17 protein-coding genes are annotated in these 20,091 nt (G+C 64.8%); 11 read left to right on the forward strand and 6 right to left on the reverse strand.

What is annotated here, in order from left to right:
- Positions 1 to 18: 18 nt before the first annotated feature.
- The 7 genes from rseP to lpxB all read left to right on the forward strand — a co-directional run bounded on the left by rseP (position 19) and on the right by lpxB (position 8,453).
- Positions 19 to 1,170, forward strand: coding sequence for an RIP metalloprotease RseP (gene rseP / locus FIU28_RS12695; RefSeq protein WP_143573399.1), 1,152 nt, complete (start codon positions 19 to 21; stop codon positions 1,168 to 1,170).
- 173 nt (positions 1,171 to 1,343) lie between these two features.
- Positions 1,344 to 3,881 carry an outer membrane protein assembly factor BamA gene (gene bamA, locus FIU28_RS12700; protein WP_143573401.1) on the forward strand — a complete coding sequence of 846 codons (2,538 nt, stop codon included), beginning with the start codon at positions 1,344 to 1,346 and terminating at the stop codon, positions 3,879 to 3,881.
- 32 nt (positions 3,882 to 3,913) lie between these two features.
- Positions 3,914 to 4,993 (forward strand): UDP-3-O-(3-hydroxymyristoyl)glucosamine N-acyltransferase, encoded by a 1,080-nt coding sequence (gene lpxD / locus FIU28_RS12705; protein ID WP_143573403.1) that lies wholly within the window; start codon positions 3,914 to 3,916, stop codon positions 4,991 to 4,993.
- Positions 4,990 to 5,469, forward strand: coding sequence for a 3-hydroxyacyl-ACP dehydratase FabZ (gene fabZ / locus FIU28_RS12710; protein ID WP_143573405.1), 480 nt, complete (start codon positions 4,990 to 4,992; stop codon positions 5,467 to 5,469). Before lpxD ends, fabZ begins: the two co-directional genes overlap by 4 nt.
- 136 nt (positions 5,470 to 5,605) lie before the next feature.
- Positions 5,606 to 6,409: an acyl-ACP--UDP-N-acetylglucosamine O-acyltransferase gene (lpxA, locus tag FIU28_RS12715; RefSeq protein ID WP_143573406.1), complete on the forward strand. Its 804-nt coding sequence runs from the start codon at positions 5,606 to 5,608 to the stop codon at positions 6,407 to 6,409.
- 32 nt (positions 6,410 to 6,441) lie between these two features.
- Positions 6,442 to 7,299 carry an LpxI family protein gene (locus FIU28_RS12720; protein WP_143573408.1) on the forward strand — a complete coding sequence of 286 codons (858 nt, stop codon included), beginning with the start codon at positions 6,442 to 6,444 and terminating at the stop codon, positions 7,297 to 7,299.
- Positions 7,296 to 8,453, forward strand: coding sequence for a lipid-A-disaccharide synthase (lpxB, locus tag FIU28_RS12725; RefSeq protein ID WP_143573409.1), 1,158 nt, complete (start codon positions 7,296 to 7,298; stop codon positions 8,451 to 8,453). Before FIU28_RS12720 ends, lpxB begins: the two co-directional genes overlap by 4 nt.
- Before the next feature lie 68 nt (positions 8,454 to 8,521).
- Here lpxB and gltA read toward each other — a convergent pair whose 3' ends face one another.
- Both gltA and gltX read right to left on the reverse strand, forming a co-directional pair.
- Positions 8,522 to 9,826: a citrate synthase gene (gene gltA / locus FIU28_RS12730; protein WP_143573411.1), complete on the reverse strand. Its 1,305-nt coding sequence runs from the start codon at positions 9,824 to 9,826 to the stop codon at positions 8,522 to 8,524.
- A 150-nt stretch (positions 9,827 to 9,976) separates the two neighbouring features.
- On the reverse strand, positions 9,977 to 11,401 hold the full coding sequence (gene gltX / locus FIU28_RS12735; RefSeq protein WP_143573413.1) for a glutamate--tRNA ligase: 1,425 nt from the start codon (positions 11,399 to 11,401) through the stop codon (positions 9,977 to 9,979).
- 103 nt (positions 11,402 to 11,504) lie between these two features.
- On the opposite strand from gltX, the gene FIU28_RS12740 reads away from it, so the two are divergent.
- From FIU28_RS12740 to FIU28_RS12755, 4 genes are all read left to right on the forward strand, one after another.
- Positions 11,505 to 11,834 (forward strand): type II toxin-antitoxin system RelE/ParE family toxin, encoded by a 330-nt coding sequence (locus tag FIU28_RS12740; protein ID WP_143573415.1) that lies wholly within the window; start codon positions 11,505 to 11,507, stop codon positions 11,832 to 11,834.
- 12 nt (positions 11,835 to 11,846) lie between these two features.
- Positions 11,847 to 12,155, forward strand: coding sequence for a transcriptional regulator (locus tag FIU28_RS12745; RefSeq protein WP_143573417.1), 309 nt, complete (start codon positions 11,847 to 11,849; stop codon positions 12,153 to 12,155).
- 81 nt (positions 12,156 to 12,236) lie between these two features.
- Entirely contained in the window at positions 12,237 to 13,913 is a 1,677-nt protein-coding gene (locus FIU28_RS12750) for a glutamine--tRNA ligase/YqeY domain fusion protein (protein WP_143573418.1), read from the forward strand.
- A 244-nt stretch (positions 13,914 to 14,157) separates the two neighbouring features.
- On the forward strand, positions 14,158 to 16,434 hold the full coding sequence (locus FIU28_RS12755) for a ComEC/Rec2 family competence protein (RefSeq protein ID WP_143573420.1): 2,277 nt from the start codon (positions 14,158 to 14,160) through the stop codon (positions 16,432 to 16,434).
- Here the strand turns inward: FIU28_RS12755 and lexA are convergent.
- From lexA to trpC, 4 genes are all read right to left on the reverse strand, one after another.
- Positions 16,428 to 17,165 carry a transcriptional repressor LexA gene (lexA, locus tag FIU28_RS12760; RefSeq protein ID WP_143573421.1) on the reverse strand — a complete coding sequence of 246 codons (738 nt, stop codon included), beginning with the start codon at positions 17,163 to 17,165 and terminating at the stop codon, positions 16,428 to 16,430. The genes FIU28_RS12755 and lexA overlap by 7 nt on opposite strands.
- A gap of 162 nt (positions 17,166 to 17,327) precedes the next feature.
- The gene (locus FIU28_RS12765; RefSeq protein WP_143573423.1) at positions 17,328 to 18,536 is read right to left on the reverse strand and encodes a molybdopterin molybdotransferase MoeA; all 1,209 of its coding nucleotides are present in this window, start codon (positions 18,534 to 18,536) and stop codon (positions 17,328 to 17,330) included.
- A 23-nt stretch (positions 18,537 to 18,559) separates the two neighbouring features.
- Positions 18,560 to 19,087: a cyclic pyranopterin monophosphate synthase MoaC gene (gene moaC, locus FIU28_RS12770; protein WP_143573424.1), complete on the reverse strand. Its 528-nt coding sequence runs from the start codon at positions 19,085 to 19,087 to the stop codon at positions 18,560 to 18,562.
- A 205-nt stretch (positions 19,088 to 19,292) separates the two neighbouring features.
- Positions 19,293 to 20,090: an indole-3-glycerol phosphate synthase TrpC gene (trpC, locus tag FIU28_RS12775; RefSeq protein WP_143573426.1), complete on the reverse strand. Its 798-nt coding sequence runs from the start codon at positions 20,088 to 20,090 to the stop codon at positions 19,293 to 19,295.
- Position 20,091 lies beyond the last annotated feature (1 nt).

Here is a 20,091-nt window from a genome sequence, read left to right on the forward strand (position 1 = left end):
CGCGTGTAGGGGATTGCGATGCTCGGGTTTTTTGAACACGGTTTCAATACGTTAAGCCACGGATTGATAGGTTACATCATTCCGTTTCTGTTCGTATTGACGATTGTGGTGTTCTTCCACGAACTCGGCCATTTCCTGGTCGCGCGCTGGAACGGCGTGAAGGTGCTGACCTTCTCGCTCGGTTTCGGGCCGGAGATCATAGGCTTCAACGACCGCCACGGCACGCGCTGGAAGATCTCGGCGATCCCGCTGGGTGGTTACGTCAAGTTTTTCGGCGATGAGAGCGAAGCCTCGACGCCGTCGTCGGCCACGCTGTCGGGCATGTCGGCCGACGAGCGCCAGGGCAGCTTCCACCACAAGCGGGTAGGGCAGCGCGCCGCGATCGTCGCGGCCGGCCCGATCGCCAATTTCATCCTCGCCATCGTCATCTTCACCTGCCTGTTCACCTTCTTCGGCAAGCCCTCGACCACCGCGCAGGTCGATACCGTGCAGGTCGGCAGCGCCGCCGCAGCAGCCGGCTTCCAGTCCGGCGACGTCATCAAGTCGATCGACGGCAACGCGATCGGCAGCTTTTCCGACATGCAGCGCATCGTCGGCACCAAGGCCGGCGAGCAGCTCTCCTTCGGCATCAAGCGCGGCGATTCGATCGTCGAGCTGAAGGCGACCCCTGAACTCAAGGAAGTCAAAGACAGCTTCGGCAACGTGCATCGCCTTGGCGTGCTCGGGATTACCCGCTCGGCCGCGGCCGGCGAGGCAACCACCGAGAAGGTCAACCCGGCGGCGGCTCTGGTGCTCGGCGTCAAGGAGACCTGGTTCGTGGTCGAACGCACCCTGTCCTATATCGGTGGTGTGTTCACCGGCCGCGAGGCGGCCGACCAGGTCGGCGGCCCGCTGCGAATCGCCCAGATCTCGGGGCAGGTGGCTACCATCGGAATCACCGCGCTGATCCACCTGGCGGCGGTACTTTCGATCTCGATCGGCCTGCTGAACCTGTTTCCGGTGCCGTTGCTGGATGGCGGTCACCTGCTGTTCTATGCCTTCGAGGCGGTGCGCGGCCGGCCACTTTCGGAGCGCGCCCAGGAGATGGGGTTCCGCGTCGGACTGGGACTTGTGCTGATGTTGATGGTGTTTGCGACCTATAACGACATTCTTCATCTGGCATCATCATGATGCGATTTCGGGACAACGTGGCCGATAGGCAACGTCTTGGAACGAAAATGAAATCGCCACGCGAAAGGCCGTTTGCCAGTCTGGTAAAATTGGCTACAAGCGGGGCAACAAATGGGATTCTGTCAGACCGTAGGGGTGCGGGCTGGCGATGGAATGATAAGGGCGCGCAGCGCATGAAGTTTGGTTTGCGGGTATTGCGGGGAAGTCTGGTTGCTTCTCTGATCATGGTCGCCATGCCGGTCGCCGCTACGGTGACTGCTGCGCTGGTTTCGTCGTCTGCTTCTGCCCAGACCGTGGCGTCGATCTCCGTCGCGGGCAATCGCCGCGTCGACGTCGAGACGATCCGCTCCTACTTCCGGCCCGGCCCGAGTGGCCGCCTCGACCAGGGCGTGCTCGATGACGGCCTCAAGGCCCTGATCGAGACCGGCCTGTTCCAGGACGTCCGGATCAGCCAGCCAGGCGGGCGTGTTCTGGTTTCCGTCGTCGAGAACCCGGTCATTGGCCGCGTTGCCTTCGAGGGCAACAAGAAGGTCAAGGACGACCAGCTCACCGCCGAAGTGCAGTCGAAGTCGCGCGGTACGCTGTCGCGCCCGATGGTGCAGGCCGACGCCTCCCGTATCGCCGAGATCTATCGCCGCTCCGGCCGCTACGACGTCAGCGTCGTTCCCGAGATCATCGAGCAGCCCAACAACCGCGTCGACCTGATCTTCACGGTCAATGAAGGCGTCAAGACCGGCGTCAAGCAGATCGAGTTCATCGGCAACAAGGCCTATTCGTCCTACCGCCTCAAGGACGTGATCAAGACCCGCGAATCCAACGTCCTGAGCTTCCTCGCCTCCGGCGACATCTACGATCCGGACCGTGTCGAAGCCGATCGCGACCTGATCCGCCGCTATTACCTGAAGAACGGCTACGCCGACGTTCAGGTCGTCGCCGCGCTCACCGAATACGATCCCGAGCGCAAGGGCTTCCTGGTTACCTTCAAGATCGAGGAGGGCCAGCAGTACCGCGTCGCTTCCGTCGACTACCAGTCGACCATCCCGACCCTCGATGGCCGCTCGCTGAGCAGCTTCTCCCGCGTCAATGTCGGCTCGCTCTACAACGCGGAAGCGCTGGAGAAGTCGGTCGAGGAGATGCAGATCGAGACCTCGCGCCGTGGCTATGCCTTCGCCGTGGTCCGTCCGCGTGGCGATCGCAACTTCGAAGCCCACACCGTCTCGATCTCGTTCGCGATCGAAGAGGGCCCGCGCACCTACATCGAGCGCATCAACGTTCGCGGCAACACCCGCACCCGTGACTATGTCATCCGTCGCGAGTTCGACCTGTCGGAAGGCGACGCGTATAACCGCGCGCTGGTCGACCGTGCCGAGCGTCGCCTCAAGAACCTCGACTTCTTCAAGAGCGTGAAGGTTTCGACCGAGCCCGGCTCGTCGAGCGATCGCGTGATCCTGGTCGTCGATCTCGAAGAAAAATCCACCGGCGACTTCTCGGTCTCGGGCGGTTACTCGACGACCGACGGCGCGCTGGGCGAAGTCAGCGTCTCCGAGCGCAACTTCCTCGGCCGCGGCCTGTTCGCCAAGGCGTCGGTGCAGTACGGCCAGTATGCCCGCGGCTACTCGCTGTCCTTCGTCGAGCCCTATCTGCTCGACTACCGCGTGGCGCTCGGCCTGGATTTCTTCCAGCGCGAGCAGCTTTCCAACAGCTACATCTCGTACAACACCAAGACGATCGGCTTCAGTCCGCGTCTCGGCTTCGGTCTGCGTGAGGATCTGACCCTGCAGCTGCGCTATTCGCTGTATCAGCAGAAGATCTCGCTGCCGTCGACCTACAACAACTGTAATAATAACACAGCCAATGGCCTGCTCGCATTTAACCAGACACCAGCCGCGCTGAATGCTGCGGGAAGCACCCCAAACCCAGCTAATTCAGCGACCTTTGGCTGCTACGCCGACGGTGAATCCTCGCTGCCGGTCCGCAGGGAACTGGCTGGCGGCGCGACCATCACGTCGCTGGTCGGCTACACGCTCAACTACAACACCCTCGACAACAACAAGAACCCCACCGACGGCCTGTTCGTCGAATGGAAGCAGGATTACGCCGGCGTCGGCGGCGACGTCAGCTACCTGAAATCGACCATCGATGCGAAGTACTACACCCCGCTGGTCGCCGACATCGTCGGCCTGCTGCGGGTCCAGGGCGGCATGCTGAATTCGGTCGGCAAGGACATCCGCATGCTTGACCATTTCCAGATGGGTCCGAACCTGGTTCGCGGTTTCGCGCCGAACGGCATCGGCCCGCGTGACATCAGCTACGTCGCCCTGGGTGCGACGGGCGATGCGATCGGCGGCACGAAGTATTGGGGCGCGTCGGCTGAATTGCAGATGCCGTTCTGGTTCCTGCCGAAGGAAGTTGGCATCAAGGGCGCGGTCTATGCAGATGCCGGCGGGTTGTGGGATTATCAGGGTCCGACGTCGTGGGCGCAGACGGGTGAAGTCAACACCGCAGGCTGCACTCCCGCCAGCAAGACGACCGTTGGTACCTGTACCGGTCTGCAGGCTGACACCAGCAACACGATCCGCTCGTCGGTCGGTGTTGGCTTGATCTGGCAGTCGCCGTTCGGTCCGCTGCGCTTCGACTACGCGGTGCCGATCACCAAGGGCGACTACGATCGCGTCCAGCAGTTCAAGTTTGGCGGCGGAACTTCGTTCTGAGTTTGATCACGCGCCGTACCGCGACGGGTGGCATGGCACAGCCGGACTTCTTCAAGCAAACGCCGTCGCTGACGCTGGCCGAGATCGCCGCGTCAGCGAAGGTTGAGCTGGTCGATCCCTCCAGGGCCGACCAGTTGATCACCGGGCTCGCCGCGCTCGACGGTGCAGGCCCGCACGATCTCGCCTTCTTCGATAACGTCCGCTACATCCACCAGCTCGCGCAGACCCGCGCGGGCGCGGTGCTGGTGAGCGAGCGTTTCAAGGGCGACATTCCCCCGCACATCGCCGTTCTCCGCGCCAAAAGCCCGTTTGGCGCTTTCGTGGCGCTCAGCCGCGACTGGCACGACGACGCGCTGCGGCCGCGGTCCGGCTTCGGCCTGAACGGCGTCGCGGCCTCCGCCGTGATCCATCCCACGGCGATGCTGGAAGACGACGTCACGATCGATCCGCTCGCGGTGATCGGGCCGGATGTCGAAATCGGCGCCGGCACCGTGATCGGCTCCGGCGCGGTGATCGCCGCCGGCGTCAAGATCGGCCGCGACTGCAATGTCGGCGCCAATTGCGTGATCCAGTTCGCGCTGATCGGCAACAACGTGTTGATCCACCCGGGCTGCCTGATCGGGCAGGACGGCTATGGCTTCATCTTCGCGGCCACCCATCTCAAGGTGCCGCAGACCGGCCGCGTGTTGATCCAGAACGACGTCGAGATCGGCGCCGGCACCGCGATCGACCGCGGCAGCCTGCGCGACACCGTGATCGGCGAGGGCACCAAGATCGACAATCTGGTTCAGATCGGCCACAATGTGACGATCGGGCGGCACTGCCTGATTGCCGCCAAATGCGGGCTGGCCGGCAGCCTGACGCTCGGCGACCATGTGGCGCTGGGCGCCATGGTCGGCCTCAATAATCACATCACGATCGGCGACGGCGCGCAGGTCACCGCGATGAGCGGCGTCAAGGACTCGATCCCCGCCAAGGGGCGTTGGGGCGGGTTCTTCGCCAAGCCGACCAAGCAGTGGTTTCGCGAGATCCTCGCGGTTGAAAAGCTCGGGCGCGACAGCGCACCGGGCGCCAATACAGGTTCGCAGGACGCGAAGGACGAGGGGCAATGAGCGAAGTTTCATCGATCGATCAGGAGTCACCGATTGCGTATGATCTGGTCGATATCAACACCATCCTGAAGACGCTGCCGCACCGTTATCCGTTTCTGCTGATCGACCGCGTCGTCAACATCCGCAAGGACTACAGCGGCATCGGCGTCAAGAACGTCACGATCAACGAGCCGGCCTTCCTCGGTCACTTCCCGGACCGTCCGGTATTTCCGGGCGTGCTGATGATCGAGGGCATGGCGCAGACCGCCGGCGTGATCGGCATCATGTCGGTCGAGGGCACGCAGAAGCCGCGCGCGGTGTACTTCCTGACCATCGACAAATGCAAATTCCGCAAGCCGGTGATGCCCGGTGACACGATCGAGTATCACATGCGCAGCATCGGCCGGAAGAAGTCGATGTGGTGGTTCCACGGCGACGCCAAGGTCAACGGCGTCATCGTCGCTTCCGCCGACGTCGGCGCGATGCTGACCGACTGACGCTGCCGTTGCTGGCGGGCGCCTGGTTTTGGCGAAGCGAAACCAGACGTGACTGGACAGGGCTGGTTCCCGGCGCTAACCAGCCGAAAACCATACATATTCACAGCCTTGGCGCTGTCAGAACCTGGACCCTGCGATGAGCAATATCGATCCCACGGCGCGAATTGCAGATGGCGCGGTGATCGGCGAGGGCACCACCATCGGGCCGTATTGCATCATCGGGCCGAACGTCGTGATCGGGGCGGACTGCAAGCTGATCGCCCATGTCCACATCACCGCGCAGACCACCATCGGTGACGGCTGCACGATCTATCCGTTCGCATCATTGGGCACGCCGCCGCAGTCGCTGAGCTACAAGGGCGAGTTGACGAAGCTCGTGATCGGCAACGGCTGCACGATCCGCGAATCCGTCACCATGAACGCCGGCACCGTCGCGGGTGGCGGCGTCACCACGGTCGGCGATCGCGGCTACTACATGAATTGCAGCCATGTCGGCCATGACTGCCATGTCGGCAACGACGTGATCTTCGCGACCTCGGCGACGCTCGGCGGCCATTGCGAGATCGGCGACTTCGTGTTCATGGGCGGGCTCTCGGCCGTGCACCAGTTCACCCGGATCGGTCCGCAGGCGATGGTCGGCGGCATCTGCGGCGTGCGCGGCGACGTCATCCCGTTCGCGCTGGTCAACGGCCAGTACGCCAGCCTGGAAGGCCTCAACATCATCGGCATGAAGCGCCGCAAATTCACCAAGCAGCGCCTGGCGCTGGTGCGCGGATTTTACCAGAAGCTGTTTCACGGCGAGGGTATCTTCGCCGAGCGGCTGGCGCGCGTGCAGCCGCTGGCCTCCGAGGATCCGGCGATCGCCGAGATACTCGCCTTCATCGCCGCCGGCCAGCATCGTGCGCTGTGCCTGCCCGAGGATGGCAAGGGCAAATCCTGATTGGTCCAATTGATCGCGGCGCGGGGCAGGCCATGACGCATCAAGAACCGGTTCTCGCTTCCCACGTCGGCCTGATTGCCGGCGGCGGCGTGCTGCCCTTCGCGGTCGCCGACTCACTCAAGGCGCGCGGCGTCACGCCGATCCTGTTTGCGCTGAAGGGGTTCTGCGATCCGGTCGCCGCCAGCAGGTTCAGGCATCACTGGGTGCCGCTCGGCCGGATCGGCCGGCTGAAAAGCCTGATGCGCGACGAACATTGCCGTGACCTGGTCTTCATCGGCACCTTGGTGCGGCCGGCGCTGTCCGAAATTCGCATGGATTGGGGAACGCTGCGAGCGATGCGGCACATCCTGTCCGCGTTTCGCGGCGGCGACGATCACCTGCTCACCGGCATCGGCCGCATCTTCGAAGACGATGGCTTTCGCCTGCTCGGGATCAAGGACGTAGCACCGGATTTGCTGATGCCGGCGGGATCGTTGTGCCGCGCGCGGCCCGATGCCGGCGCGGAGGCCGATATCACCAAGGGGCTCGCTGTGCTCGGCGCGCTGAGCCCGTTCGACATCGGCCAGGCGACCGTCGTGATCGACGGCCACGTGGTCGGCGTCGAGGGCATCGAGGGCACCGACGGGCTGCTGGCGCGCGTGGCGCAGTTGCGCGCGCAGGGTCGTATTCGTGCCAGGCCGGGCCGCGGCGTGCTGGTGAAGGCGCCCAAGAGCGGGCAGGATTTGCGCTTCGACATGCCGACGCTCGGTCCGCAAACAATTGCACGGGCGGCCGAGGCGGGGCTGGCCGGCATCGCCATCGTCGCCGGCAACACCATCGTCGCCGAGCCGCAACAGATGGTGGACGCCGCCGACGCCGCCGGCCTGTTCGTGACGGGGGTAACGGCGTGACGCGAAAGATCTTTCTGATCGCCACCGAAGAATCCGGCGACCGCCTCGGCTCGGCGCTGATGAAGGTGCTGCGGCAGCGCCTCGGCGACGACGTCAGCTTTGAAGGCATCGGCGGCTCGACGATGGCCGCCGAGGGGCTGGCCTCGCTGTTTCCGATCGAGGCGCTGTCGATCATCGGCTTTGCCGCGATTCCAAAAAAGCTGCCGATGATCCTGCGCCGGCTGGCCGAGGCCACCGACGCCGTGCTGAAGGCCGCCCCCGATATACTGGTGATCATCGACAGCCCCGATTTCACCCATCGCGTGGCGCGCCGCGTACGCCGCCGCGCGCCCAACATTCCGATCGTCGACTACGTCTCGCCATCGGTCTGGGCGTGGCGGCCGGGCCGGGCGCGGGCGATGCGCGGTTATGTCGACCACGTATTGGGGCTGCTGCCGTTCGAGCCCGAGGTGCACCGGCAGCTCGGCGGTCCGCCGTGCAGCTATGTCGGCCATCCCCTGATCGAGCAGATTGCATCGCTCCGCCCGAACCCCGAAGAGCAGGCGCGCCGCGACGCCAGCCCGCCGGTGCTGCTGGTGCTGCCCGGCAGCCGGCGCAGCGAGATCCGCCATCACATGGCGATCTTTGGCGCAGCCCTCGGGCTGTTGCGGAAGCAGGGTGTGGCATTCGAGCTGATCCTGCCGACCATGCCGCATCTCGAACAGGCCATTGCCGTCGCGCTGAAGGACTGGCCGGTGCAGCCGCGCGTCGTGGTCGGCGAGGCCGACAAGCGCGCCGCATTTCGCATCGCGCACGCCGCGCTGGCGAAGTCGGGCACCTCGACGCTGGAACTGGCCATCGCCGGTGTGCCGATGGTTGCTGCCTACAAGGGCGGCAATGTCGAGGCCTGGATCGCACGCCGCGTGATCCGCTCGGCCTCGGTGATCCTCGCCAATCTGGTGGTCGGTGAAAACGTGGTGCCGGAATATATCCAGCAGGACTGCACGCCGGACAATCTCGCGCCGGCGCTGCGCGACGTGCTCGCCGACACGGCGCTGCGGCAGCGCCAGGTCGAGGCCTTTGCGAAGCTCGACACCATCATGGCGACCGGCAAGACCTCGCCGAGCATCGGCGCGGCGGAAATCGTGATCGGGATGTTGAAGCGGCGCGGCTAGCTCACAAACGAAATCGGCGGACCGTTTCCGGTCCGCCGATTTGCTGTTTGGATCCTTGAAGTGACCTATCAGCCGCGCTTGGCGATATCGACGTAATCGCGGCGGGCGGCGCCGGTGTAGAGCTGGCGCGGACGGCCGATCTTCTGCTGCGGATCCTCGATCATCTCGCTCCACTGGCTGATCCAGCCGACGGTGCGGGCGACCGCGAACAATACGGTGAACATCGAGGTCGGGAAGCCCATCGCCTTCAGGGTGATGCCCGAATAGAAGTCGACGTTCGGGTACAGCTTGCGGTCGATGAAGTACTGGTCGCTCAATGCGATCTTCTCGAGTTCCATCGCCACGGCGAGCATCTCGTCGCCGCCATGACCGGTTTCCTTGAGCACTTCATGGCAGGTCTGCTGCATGATCTTGGCGCGCGGATCGTAGTTCTTGTAGACGCGGTGACCGAAGCCCATCAGGCGGACGCTGGAATTCTTGTCCTTCACCTTGGCGATGAATTCCGGAATCTTGTCGACGGTGCCGATCTCGGCCAGCATCGCCAGCGCGGCTTCGTTGGCGCCACCATGCGCGGGTCCCCACAGGCAGGCGATGCCGGCGGCGATGCACGCGAACGGGTTGGCGCCCGACGAGCCGGCAATGCGCACGGTCGAGGTCGAGGCGTTCTGCTCATGGTCGGCGTGCAGCGTGAAGATCTTGTCCAGTGCCTTGGCCAGCACCGGGTTGACCTTGTAGTCCTCGCAAGGCACCGCAAAGCACATCTTGAGGAAGTTCGAGGCGAAATCCAGCGAGTTGGTCGGGTACACGAAGGGCTGGCCGATCGTGTACTTGTAGGCCATCGCGGCGAGCGTCGGGATCTTGGCGATCATGCGGATCGACGCGATCATGCGCTGCTTGGGATCGTTGATGTCGGTGGAGTCATGGTAGAACGCGGCCAGTGCGCCGACCGACGCGACCATCACGGCCATCGGATGCGCATCGCGACGGAAGCCCTGGAAGAAGCGGGCCATCTGTTCGTGAACCATGGTGTGGCTGGTGACGCGGCCGTCGAAATCGGCCTTCTGCGCCTTGGTCGGCAGTTCGCCGTACAGAAGCAGGTAGCAGGTCTCGAGGAAGTCGCCGTGGCCGGCGAGCTGCTCGATCGGGTAGCCGCGATATTCGAGGATGCCGGCATCGCCGTCGATGTAAGTGATCTTCGACTGGCAGCTGCCGGTCGAGGTGAATCCGGGGTCATAGGTGAACATGCCGGACTGGGCATAGAGCTTGCCGATGTCGATGACATCGGGACCGACCGTCCCGCTCAGAATCGGGAAGTCGAAGCTCTTGCCATCGACGGTCATCGTGGCGTTCTTGGTATTGGTTTTTGCGTCCATCGTGTAGTCCCCGATGAGATCGTTGAGAGGGCCGGTCGGTCGTAGCCATCCGGAAATGGCTGGACCAGGCCAGATATGCCTCAGGCTTCGCAGATGGGTATCGCATTGGCGTGTGCGCTGCAAGACGGCCAAGCGCGACCTGCTGCTATGCTAAACCGCTTCTTGATCGGCGAGCCGGGCAAGGCATTCCTGCCGCCCCAATACCGCCAGCACGTCGAAGATTCCGGGCGAAGTCGTCTTTCCGGTCAGCGCCACCCGCAGGGGCTGCGCCACCGCGCCGAGTTTCAGGCCATTGGCCTCGGCAAACGTGCGGGTAGCTGCCTCCGTGGTCGCCGCCGTCCAGTCGGTGACGCCCTTGAGTGCGCCGTGCAGTCTGCCGATCAAGGCGCGGGTTTCCGGCGTCAGCAAGGCTGCGGCCTTCGGCTCCATCACCAGCGGCCGGTCGGCAAAGATGTAATAGGAACTGTCGATCAGTTCGATCAGCGTCTTGGCGCGCTCCTTGAGCTGCGGCATCGCCTGCAACAGCTGCGCGCGCGACGTGTCGTTGAGCTTGGCCTTGAGATCAGCGCCATCAGGCACGTATTCCAGCACATCCTCGAACTGGGTCACAAGCGACCGATCGTCGGCGTGCCGGATGTAGTGGCCGTTGAGATTCTCCAGCTTGGCGAAATCGAACCGTGCGGCGGAGCGTCCGATGGCGGGCAGGTCGAAGTCGCGGATCATCTCCTCCGTGGAGAAGATCTCCTGGTCGCCGTGGCTCCAGCCGAGCCGCACGAGGTAATTGCGTAGGGCCTCGGGCACGTAGCCCATCGCGCGATAGGCATCGACGCCGAGCGCGCCGTGGCGCTTGGAGAGCTTCGAGCCGTCCGGCCCGTGGATCAGCGGGATGTGCGACATGCTGGGAACCTGCCAGCCGAGCGCGTCGTAGATCTGCTTCTGGCGGGCGGCATTGATCAGGTGGTCGTCGCCGCGGATCACATGCGTCACGCCCATGTCGTGGTCGTCTACCACCACCGCCAGCATATAGGTCGGGTTGCCGTCGCCGCGCAGCAGGACGAGGTCGTCGAGGTTCTCGTTCTTCCAGGTGACGCGGCCCTGTACCTGGTCGTCGATCACGGTCTCGCCGTCGAGCGGCGCCTTCAGGCGGATGGTCGGCTTGACGCCGGCCGGCGCCTCCGACGCCGCGCGTTCGCGCCAGCGGCCGTCATAGAGTTTCGACTTGCCCTCGGCACGGGCCTTCTCGCGCATCTCCTTGAGCTCGTCGGCGGAGGCGTAGCAATAATAGGCCTTGCCTTCGGCCAGCAGCTGCTCGGCAACCTCGCGGTGCCGGCCGGCTCGCTGGAACTGGTAGACGGTGTTGTCGTCCCATTCGATGCCGAGCCACTTCAACCCTTCGATGATCGCGGCGATCGCCGGCTCCGTGGAGCGCTCGCGGTCGGTATCCTCGATCCGCAGCAACATCTTGCCGCCGCGGCCGCGCGCATACAGCCAGTTGAACAGCGCGGTGCGGGCGCCGCCGATGTGCAGGAAGCCGGTCGGGGAGGGCGCGAAACGGGTGACGATGGGTGCGGTCATTCAGGGCTTCGATCAAGGCTGGAGACGTTTGCGGCCGTGTATCACATGGGATCGTCTGGCCCAATGGCGTTGAAAACGGGTAACCTATATGTTACCATGATCTATGGTCGAGATCCGCTATTATGTGGACGAGGATGGCAGAGCGCCTTTCACCGACTGGGCGGAGAGGCTGGACGTTTTCGCATCTGCGCAGATTGCCCGTGCGTTGCGGCGCATGGCGATGGGAAATTTCTCCAACTCCAAGGGTGTCGGCGAAGGCGTTCTGGAATTCCGCATCGATTTTGGGCCGGGATACCGCATTTATTTCGGGCGAGATGGAGACACACTTGTGATCCTGCTCACCGGCGGAACGAAGAAACGGCAGCAGCAGGACATCCTGGCCGCGCGCGCGTTTTGGCGCGACTACAAGCGAACCAAACGCACGCAGCAGTGATGGAGATGGACGATGGCAACAACGAGAGACTTTGGGGAGTGGCTACAAGATTACGCCCGGAAGCGTCCCGATTTTGCTGAAGCGCTGCTGCAGGAAGGCATCGACGCATTGCTCGATGGCGAGGTCGATGTAGGCAGGTCCCTGCTACGAGATTACATCAAGGGAACCATTGGCTTCGAGAAGCTAGGCGAAGCCATCGGGGTACAGCCCAAGAGCCTGATCCGTATGTTCGGCCCACGCGGCAATCCGCAGGCCAAGAACATTTTCAGCGTGATCGGCTACCTGCGCAAGCACGTCGGCCAGCCGAAGAAAGCCGCTTGAGACGGTGCCGTTTCGGTGAACCACGCCCCTTGGCGCGGCCCCCCGGATTTGGCACATAGGGCGCAGCTTGAAAGGCACCCCATGACAGACGAATCGGCAGCGGACACCGCAGAGGTTGGCCGCGACTTCATCCGCGACATCGTGGCCGCGGACCTCGCCTCCGGCGCGCACAAGGCCGTGGTGACGCGTTTTCCGCCGGAGCCGAACGGCTATTTGCATCTTGGCCACGCCAAGTCGATCTGCCTGAATTTCGGCATCGCCGAGGAGTTCGGCGGGATCTGCAATTTGCGCTTCGACGACACCAACCCGACCAGGGAAGAGCAGGAATTTATCGATGCCATCCAGCGCGACGTGCGCTGGCTCGGCTTCGACTGGGGTAGCAACCTGCATTACGCCTCGGACTATTTCGAGCAGCTCTACGCTTGGGCGCAGGAGCTGATCCGCGCGGGCAAGGCCTATGTCGACGACCAGTCGCAGGAAGAGATCCGCCTGACCCGCGGCACGCTCACCGAGCCCGGACAGAACAGCCCGTTCCGCGACCGACCGGTGGCGGAGAACCTTGATCTGTTCACGCGGATGCGCGCCGGCGAATTCCCGAACGGCGCCCGCGTGCTGCGCGCCAAGATCGACATGACCTCGGGCAACATCAATCTGCGCGATCCCGTGATCTATCGCATCCTGCATGCGCACCATCCGCGCACCGGCACGGCGTGGAGCATCTATCCGAGCTACGACTTCGCCCACGGCCAGTCGGACGCCATCGAGCACGTCACGCATTCGATCTGCACGCTGGAATTCGAGGACCACCGGCCATTGTACGATTGGTGCCTTGAAAACCTGCCGGTGCCGTCCCGGCCGCACCAGTACGAGTTCGCGCGCCTCAACATGACCTACACGCTGCTGTCGAAGCGCGTGCTCACCGAACTGGTGCGCGGCGGCCATGTCTCTGGCTGGGACGATCCGCGGATGCCGACTTTGGCCGGGCTGCAACGCCGCGGCGTGCCGGCCGCAGCCCTGCGCGAATTCGTCAAGCGCATCGGCGTGGCCAAGGCCAACTCGACGGTCGGCATCGACATGTTCGACTTCGCCGTGCGCGAGACGCTGAACCGCACCGCGCAGCGCCGCATGGCGGTGCTGAAGCCGCTCAAGGTGGTCATCGAGAACTATCCGGAAGGGCAGGTCGAGGAGCTCGACGCCGTCAACCATCCGGAGGACGAGACACTGGGGTCACGCAAGATACCGTTCGGCCGCGAACTGTACATCGAGCACGACGACTTCATGGAAGAGCCACCGAAGAAATTCTTCCGGATGGCGCCGGGCCGCGAGGTGCGGCTGCGCTACGGCTATTTCATCACCTGCCGCGAGGTGATCAAGAATGCGTCCGGTGAAGTGATCGAACTGCGCTGCACGTACGATCCTGAAACCCGCGGCGGCAACGCGCCGGACGGCCGTAAGGTCAAGGCGACCATTCACTGGGTCGCCGCGGCCAAGGCCGTGCCGGCCGAGGTGCGGGTGTACAATCTGCTGTTCACCGCGCCGCAGCCGGACGCGGCCAATTTTGCTGCGCAGATCAATCCGGAATCGCTGGAGACGCTGACCGGCTGCATGGTCGAGCCGGCGCTGGCATCGGACAATTCGGACGCCGCCGTGCAGTTCGAGCGCCAGGGCTATTTCTGCCGCGACAAGGATTCCGCGCCGGGCAAGTTGGTGTTCAACCGCACGGTGGGATTGAGGGACAGTTACGCCAAGGCGACCTGAACTGTCATTCCGGGGCGCGGGCGGCGGTAGCCGACCGCGAACCCGGAATCCCGAATTGTTCATCGTCCCATCTCGGGATTGCCCGCCACTCCAATTGGAGTGGCTGAGGTTCGCTCGCGCTGCAGCGCTCGCGCCCCGGAATGACAACTAGCACTGCAAGCAGTCCCATATTCCCCATCCGTTCCCGTAGTCGACCGGTAATTCCTTCCGCTAGCATGCTGGCGGGAACAGCCGGGCGACGGCGATGGCAAACCGCAACATCAACCAACCGCGCGCGCATGCCGGCACCTGGCCGCCGCAGGCGGTGCCGTCGGCTGGTACTGCGCGGCCGGGCACGCGGCTCTGGCAGACCTTAATCGGCACGTTGCAGGCATGGGCGCGCGCGGAAGCCGGGCCGGGGCGGCTGCTGCCCTGGGTGCCGGTCGCGTTCGGTGCCGGCATCGCGCTGTACTTCGCCGCCGAGCACGAGCCGGTGGCCTGGGTCGCGGCGTCGACAGCGGCCGTCCTCGCCATTGCCGCGTTCCTGTCGCGCCGGCAAAAGTGGTTTCCGCTTATCGTGATGCTCGCCGCGATTGCGGCAGGCTTCGCGATTGTCACGCTGAAGACGGCGCGGATTGCGCACGCCGTGCTGGCGAAGCCGCTCTACGGCGTGGCGCTCACCGGCTACGTCGAAACGCATGAAGAGCGCGAGCGCACCGATCGCTTCGTTCTGCGGGTGACGACGATGGAGAGCCCGCGTTCGCAGGTGCGGCTCGAACGGGTGCGGCTGTCGGTGCGCAAGGGCGCCGCACCTGCGGTGGGCAGTTTCGTCCAGTTGAAAGCGCGGCTGCAGCCGCCGCTGCAGCCGTTACGACCCGGCAGCTACGACTTCGGTCGCGACCTGTACTTCCAGGGCATCGGCGCCTCCGGCTTCGTCACCGGCAGCATCAAGGCAGTCGATCCGCCGAATGTGCCGGGCTGGCGGTTGCGCTACGCCGCGACCATGCAGGGCTTTCGCGATGCGATCGACGCGCGCATCCGCACCGTGCTGTCCGGCGACGCCCGCGCCATCGCCACCGCGCTGTTGACCGGGCGGCGCGACGCGATCTCGCCGGAGGTCAATGATGCGATGTTTGTCTCGGGGCTCGGCCACGTCTTGTCGATCTCCGGCTATCACATGGCGGTGGTCGCCGGCGTGGTGTTCTTTACGGTGCGCGCGCTACTGGCGCTGATCCCCGCGTTTACCGTGACCTTTCCGATCAAGAAATATTCGGCTGCCGCGGCCCTCGCCGCGGCGCTGTTCTATCTGTTGCTGTCGGGCGCGGAGGTGGCGACGCAGAGATCGTTCTTCATGACGGCGGTGGTGCTGCTCGCGATCATGGTCGATCGCCGCGCCATCACCTTTCGCACGTTGGCGGTGGCGGCGATGATCGTGCTGGTCGCGATGCCGGAAGCCTTGGTGCATCCGAGCTTCCAGATGTCGTTTGCCGCGACATTGGGACTGGTGGCGCTGGTGCAGGGCGGCGTGCCGGTCCTCTTGGCATCGCCGGACCATTCCGCAACGGCGCGCGCCGCGCTCTGGGGCGGTCGCGAGATCATCCTGCTGACGCTGGCGTCGCTGGTCGCCGGCCTCGCCACCACGCCCTATGCGGCGTTTCATTTTCACCGCGTGACGCCGTATGGCGTTTTCGCCAATCTGCTGGCGATGCCGGTGGTCTCCGTGCTGGTGATGCCGGCCGGACTGCTCGGGCTGGCCGCGATGCCGTTCGGTTTCGACGGCGTGTTCTGGCGGCTGATGGATGTCGGCATCCAATGGATGATCGTGGTGACGCAATGGGTCGCGGCCTTGCCGGGAGCCATCGGACGGGTCGCCGCGTTCGGGCAGGGGCCGCTGATCGCCGCGACGCTGGGGATCATCCTGCTCGGGCTGCTGCGCACGCCGCTGCGCTGGATCGGCGCCGGTGTGCTGGCGCTATCGATTGCCGCGGTGCTCACGGTCAAGATGCCGGACGTGTTGATATCAAATGACGGCCACCACGTCGCGGTTCGCGGCCGCGATGGACGGCTGCAATGGATGCGCAGCACCAAGGATACGTTTTTGCAGAAAGAGTGGCTCGGGGCCGACGCCGATCCGCGGCTGCCGAATGAGGCGTCGCTCGGCCACGGCGTGGCATGCGATGTCGCGGGATGCGTCGCGGCGCTGGCCGATGGGGCTCTGGTTGCGCTGGCGCTGCAGCCCGACGCTTTTGCCGATGACTGCGCGCAAGCGGTGCTGATCGTCACGTCAAATCAGCCGCCGGCCAATTGCGCCGCAAAGGTGATCGATGCGGAAACCCTGCGGGCCAGCGGCGCACTGATTTTGCGCCGAAGCGGCGACGGATTTGCAACCACCGCCGTCCGGCCGAAAGGCGTCAACCGGCCGTGGTCGGGCGCAGTGCCTGATGCCGCCGAACCATCAAGCGCTGCAGGACGGGGCAACCGCCCGGTCGATGCGACGCCGGCCGAAGCCGACGTGCAGGCCGATGATTCCGCTGCTCAGTAGCGGCGATAGATCCCGACCAGCTTGCCCTGGATGCGAACCCGGTTCGGCGGCAGGATGCGGACTTCGTAGGCGTCGTTAGCGGGCTCCAGCGCGATCGAGGCGCCGCGGCGGCGGAAGCGCTTCAAGGTGGCTTCCTCCTCGTCGATCAGCGCGACCACGATGTCGCCGGTATCGGCGCTCTCGTTTTTCTGGATCAGCGCCATGTCGCCATCGAGGATGCCGGCGTCCTGCATCGAGTCACCGCGCACTTCCAGCGCGTAGTGCTCGCCGGTGCCGAGCATGTCGGGGGGTACGCTGATGGTGTGGCTGCGGGTCTGCAGCGCCTCGATCGGCGTACCCGCGGCGATGCGGCCCATCACCGGGACGGCCACCGAGCGGCGGCTGTCTTCCTCGTAATCGCCGTTGCCGTTGTTGTTGCCATTGCCGGTCGACAAGGGTCGCACCTTGCCGAGCGTGCCTTCGATGACGCTGGGCGTGAAGCCACGGCGGCCGGTGGCAGGTGCTGCGGCGCCGCCGAGTTCGGGCAGCTTGATGACTTCGATGGCGCGCGCCCGGTTCGGCAGCCGGCGGATGAAGCCGCGCTCTTCAAGCGCCGTGATGAGGCGGTGGATACCGGATTTGGAGCGCAGGTCGAGCGCGTCCTTCATCTCGTCGAAGGACGGCGGCACGCCGGCTTCCTTGAGCCTTTGGTCGATGAATTTCAGAAGTTCATACTGTTTGCGCGTGAGCATCTGGAGCCATCCTTGGTTGACGGGATCAGCCGCCGCATCATCATCGTCGGTTTCAGGACCGGGCAAAGCCACGACATCTCGAAACAAATCATGAACGAACACTATCTGTTCCATATGTGTTCCGCAACGCTTAAATTCCGGTCAACAAAACCGCAAGAGGGCTCAGATCGGCAATCGCACAAACTCGCAAAGCGAACCCTTGGGCGCCGCCACAGCGAACGGCCGACGGATCAGAAGTCCTTGCGCGGCAGCGAGATTTCCCAACAAGGAGGAGTCCTGCCTGGATACCGCCGTCGCGATCACGCTACCGTCGTCGCCCGGCGTCAGCACCGCGCGCAGATAATCTTCGCGCTGATCATTGGCGGCAAGATCGCGACCGACCCGACCCGATTCGATGGCATGGGCGACCTGCGCGCGGCCGGACAGCGCGCGAATCAACGGCACCATGAACAGGAAGGCGCAGACATAGGACGACACCGGATTGCCGGGCAGGCCGATCACCCGCATCGCGCCGCGCCGTCCGTTCATCATCGGCTTGCCCGGCCGCATCGCGATCTTCCAGAACGCCATCTCGACGCCGGCGGCCTCCAGCGAGGGCTTGACCAGATCGTGGTCGCCGACCGAGGCGCCACCGGTAGTGACGAGGATATCGGCGCCTGCGTCGATCGCACGCTGGATCGCCGAGGCGGTCGATTCCAGCGTGTCGGCGGCGATGCCGAGATCGATCACCTCGGCGCCTTCGGCGCGCGCCAGGGCGCGAAGCGCAAAGCCGTTGGACAGGACGATCTGGCCGGGGCCGGGGATGGCGCCGGGCAGCACCAGTTCGTCGCCGGTGGCGAGTACGGCGATCACCGGGCGGCGGCGCACCGGCAGTTCGGGGTGGTTCATGCCGGCGGCGAGCGACAGATCGCGATCGGTGAGGCGCTGCCCGGCGCGCAGCAGAACGTCGCCTTCAGCGAAATCGATGCCGGCCGCGCGGATGTGCTTCGCCACGGTGGCGGCTTCGTTGATGAGGACGACGGCGCCGTCGCGCGAAGTGTCTTCCTGGATCACGATGGCGTCGGCACCGTCCGGCACGACGCCGCCGGTGAAGATGCGCAGCGCCTCGCCGGCGGCCAGCGCGCGCTCGAACGGCCGGCCGGCGGCGACCTCACCGATCACCGTGAGCCGCGCGCCCATCACGGCATCGGCGGCGCGCACCGCATAGCCGTCCATCGCCGACATCGGCTGCGGCGGCTGCGTCCGATTGGAGGCGATGTCGCGCGCCAGCACGCGGTGGTACGCCGCCTCCAGCGGCACCATTTCCTCGGGCAGGGCGTCGGCGCCCGCGAGAATGGCAGCCATCGCGTCGGCAACCGGCATCAGGGCCATCAGTCAATCTCCAGGCGTCGTGATCAATCGGCGTCGTTGTCGGTGACCAGATAATGGCCCGACTTGCCACCCTTCTTTTCGACGAGATGAAGGCCTTCGATGCGGACGCCGCGCTCGACGGCCTTGATCATGTCGTAGATCGTGAGGCACGCGATCGAAACCGCGGTCAGAGCTTCCATCTCGACGCCGGTGTTGCCCGAGACCTTCACGGACGCGCGGACCCGGCAGCCCGGCAACTTCTTGTCCGGCGTGATATCGAGCGTGACCTTCGACAGCATCAGGGGATGGCACAGCGGGATCAGGTCGGAGGTGCGCTTGGCCGCCATGATGCCGGCGATCCGAGCGGTGCCGAGCACGTCGCCCTTCTTGGCGTTGCCGGAGACGATCAGTTCCAGCGTCGCCTTGCTCATGATCACCAGGCCTTCGGCGACGGCGAGACGCTCCGTTGCCGGCTTGTCGGAGACATCGACCATGCGCGCCTCGCCGGCGGAATCGATGTGGGTGAGGGCGGGGGCGTCGCTCGCGGTGCGCCTCGATTTCTTGCCGGCCATGACTTTGGATCCTGTCTTTGCAAAACGGACTTGCGCGCCGCTGCTCTTTCTTCCCCTCTCCCCTTGTGGGAGAGGGTGGCCGCGCGATAGCGCGGGCGGGTGAGGGGGCGTGTGTTGCACTCCGCAGCTCCCCCTCATCCGACGCCGACTTCGTCGGCGCCACCTTCTCCCACAAGGGGAGAAGGGAAGAAAGCAAGGATGCGACTCACGCCGCGCGTTTCAGCAGCGCCTTGGTCGCGGCCGTAACATCTGCCTGCCGCATCAGGCTTTCGCCGACCAGGAAGGTGGAGATGCCCACGCGCTCGAGGCGGGCGAGGTCGGCGGCTTCAAAAATGCCGCTCTCGCCGACCATCAGGCGGTCTTTCGGGATCATCGGCGCCAGCGTCTCGCTGGTCGCTAGCGTCGTCTCGAAGGTCCGCAGATTGCGGTTGTTGATGCCGATCATCGGGGAGCGCAGGTTTAGCGCGCGCTCCAGCTCCGGCTGGTCGTGGACCTCTAAAAGCACATCCATGCAATGCTCGATCGCGGCATCCTCGATGTCGCGGGCGGCGGCGTCATCGAGCGCCGCCATGATGATCAGGATGCAGTCCGCGCCGTGCGCGCGGGCTTCGACCACCTGATAGGTTTCGAACATGAAATCCTTGCGCAGCACCGGCAGCTTCACGGCGTTGCGCGCCGCGACCATGAAATCGAGGTGGCCCTGGAACGACGGCGTGTCGGTAAGAACCGACAGGCACGCCGCGCCGCCGGCCTCATAGGCCTTCGCCAGCGTGGGCGGGTCGAAGTCTTCGCGGATCAGGCCCTTCGAGGGGGAGGCTTTCTTCACTTCGGCGATCAGCGCGAAGTCGCCCTTGTCGAGCTTTCGGTAGATCGCGGTCATGAAGCCGCGCGGCGGCGACGCGGTCTTGGCCAGCGCTTCCAGCTCGGACAACGGGTGCGCGCGCTTCGCGGCGGCGATTTCCTCGCGCTTGTAGGCCTCGATCTTGGTGAGGATATCGGACATC

The sequence above is a fragment of the Tardiphaga sp. vice154 genome (assembly GCF_007018645.1).
Classification (GTDB): Bacteria; Pseudomonadota; Alphaproteobacteria; order Rhizobiales; family Xanthobacteraceae; genus Tardiphaga.

Bases quoted from the DNA above. Each gene is read 5' to 3' on its own strand.
- rseP (WP_143573399.1), top strand. From the start codon at position 19: ATGCTCGGGTTTTTTGAACACGGTTTCAATACGTTAAGCCACGGATTG.
- bamA (WP_143573401.1), top strand. From the start codon at position 1,344: ATGAAGTTTGGTTTGCGGGTATTGCGGGGAAGTCTGGTTGCTTCTCTG.
- lpxD (WP_143573403.1), top strand. From the start codon at position 3,914: ATGGCACAGCCGGACTTCTTCAAGCAAACGCCGTCGCTGACGCTGGCC.
- fabZ (WP_143573405.1), top strand. From the start codon at position 4,990: ATGAGCGAAGTTTCATCGATCGATCAGGAGTCACCGATTGCGTATGAT.
- lpxA (WP_143573406.1), top strand. From the start codon at position 5,606: ATGAGCAATATCGATCCCACGGCGCGAATTGCAGATGGCGCGGTGATC.
- FIU28_RS12720 (WP_143573408.1), top strand. From the start codon at position 6,442: ATGACGCATCAAGAACCGGTTCTCGCTTCCCACGTCGGCCTGATTGCC.
- gltA (WP_143573411.1), bottom strand. From the start codon at position 9,826: ATGGACGCAAAAACCAATACCAAGAACGCCACGATGACCGTCGATGGC.
- gltX (WP_143573413.1), bottom strand. From the start codon at position 11,401: ATGACCGCACCCATCGTCACCCGTTTCGCGCCCTCCCCGACCGGCTTC.
- FIU28_RS12740 (WP_143573415.1), top strand. From the start codon at position 11,505: ATGGTCGAGATCCGCTATTATGTGGACGAGGATGGCAGAGCGCCTTTC.
- FIU28_RS12745 (WP_143573417.1), top strand. From the start codon at position 11,847: ATGGCAACAACGAGAGACTTTGGGGAGTGGCTACAAGATTACGCCCGG.
- FIU28_RS12750 (WP_143573418.1), top strand. From the start codon at position 12,237: ATGACAGACGAATCGGCAGCGGACACCGCAGAGGTTGGCCGCGACTTC.
- FIU28_RS12755 (WP_143573420.1), top strand. From the start codon at position 14,158: ATGGCAAACCGCAACATCAACCAACCGCGCGCGCATGCCGGCACCTGG.
- lexA (WP_143573421.1), bottom strand. From the start codon at position 17,165: ATGCTCACGCGCAAACAGTATGAACTTCTGAAATTCATCGACCAAAGG.
- FIU28_RS12765 (WP_143573423.1), bottom strand. From the start codon at position 18,536: ATGGCCCTGATGCCGGTTGCCGACGCGATGGCTGCCATTCTCGCGGGC.
- moaC (WP_143573424.1), bottom strand. From the start codon at position 19,087: ATGGCCGGCAAGAAATCGAGGCGCACCGCGAGCGACGCCCCCGCCCTC.
- trpC (WP_143573426.1), bottom strand. From the start codon at position 20,090: ATGTCCGATATCCTCACCAAGATCGAGGCCTACAAGCGCGAGGAAATC.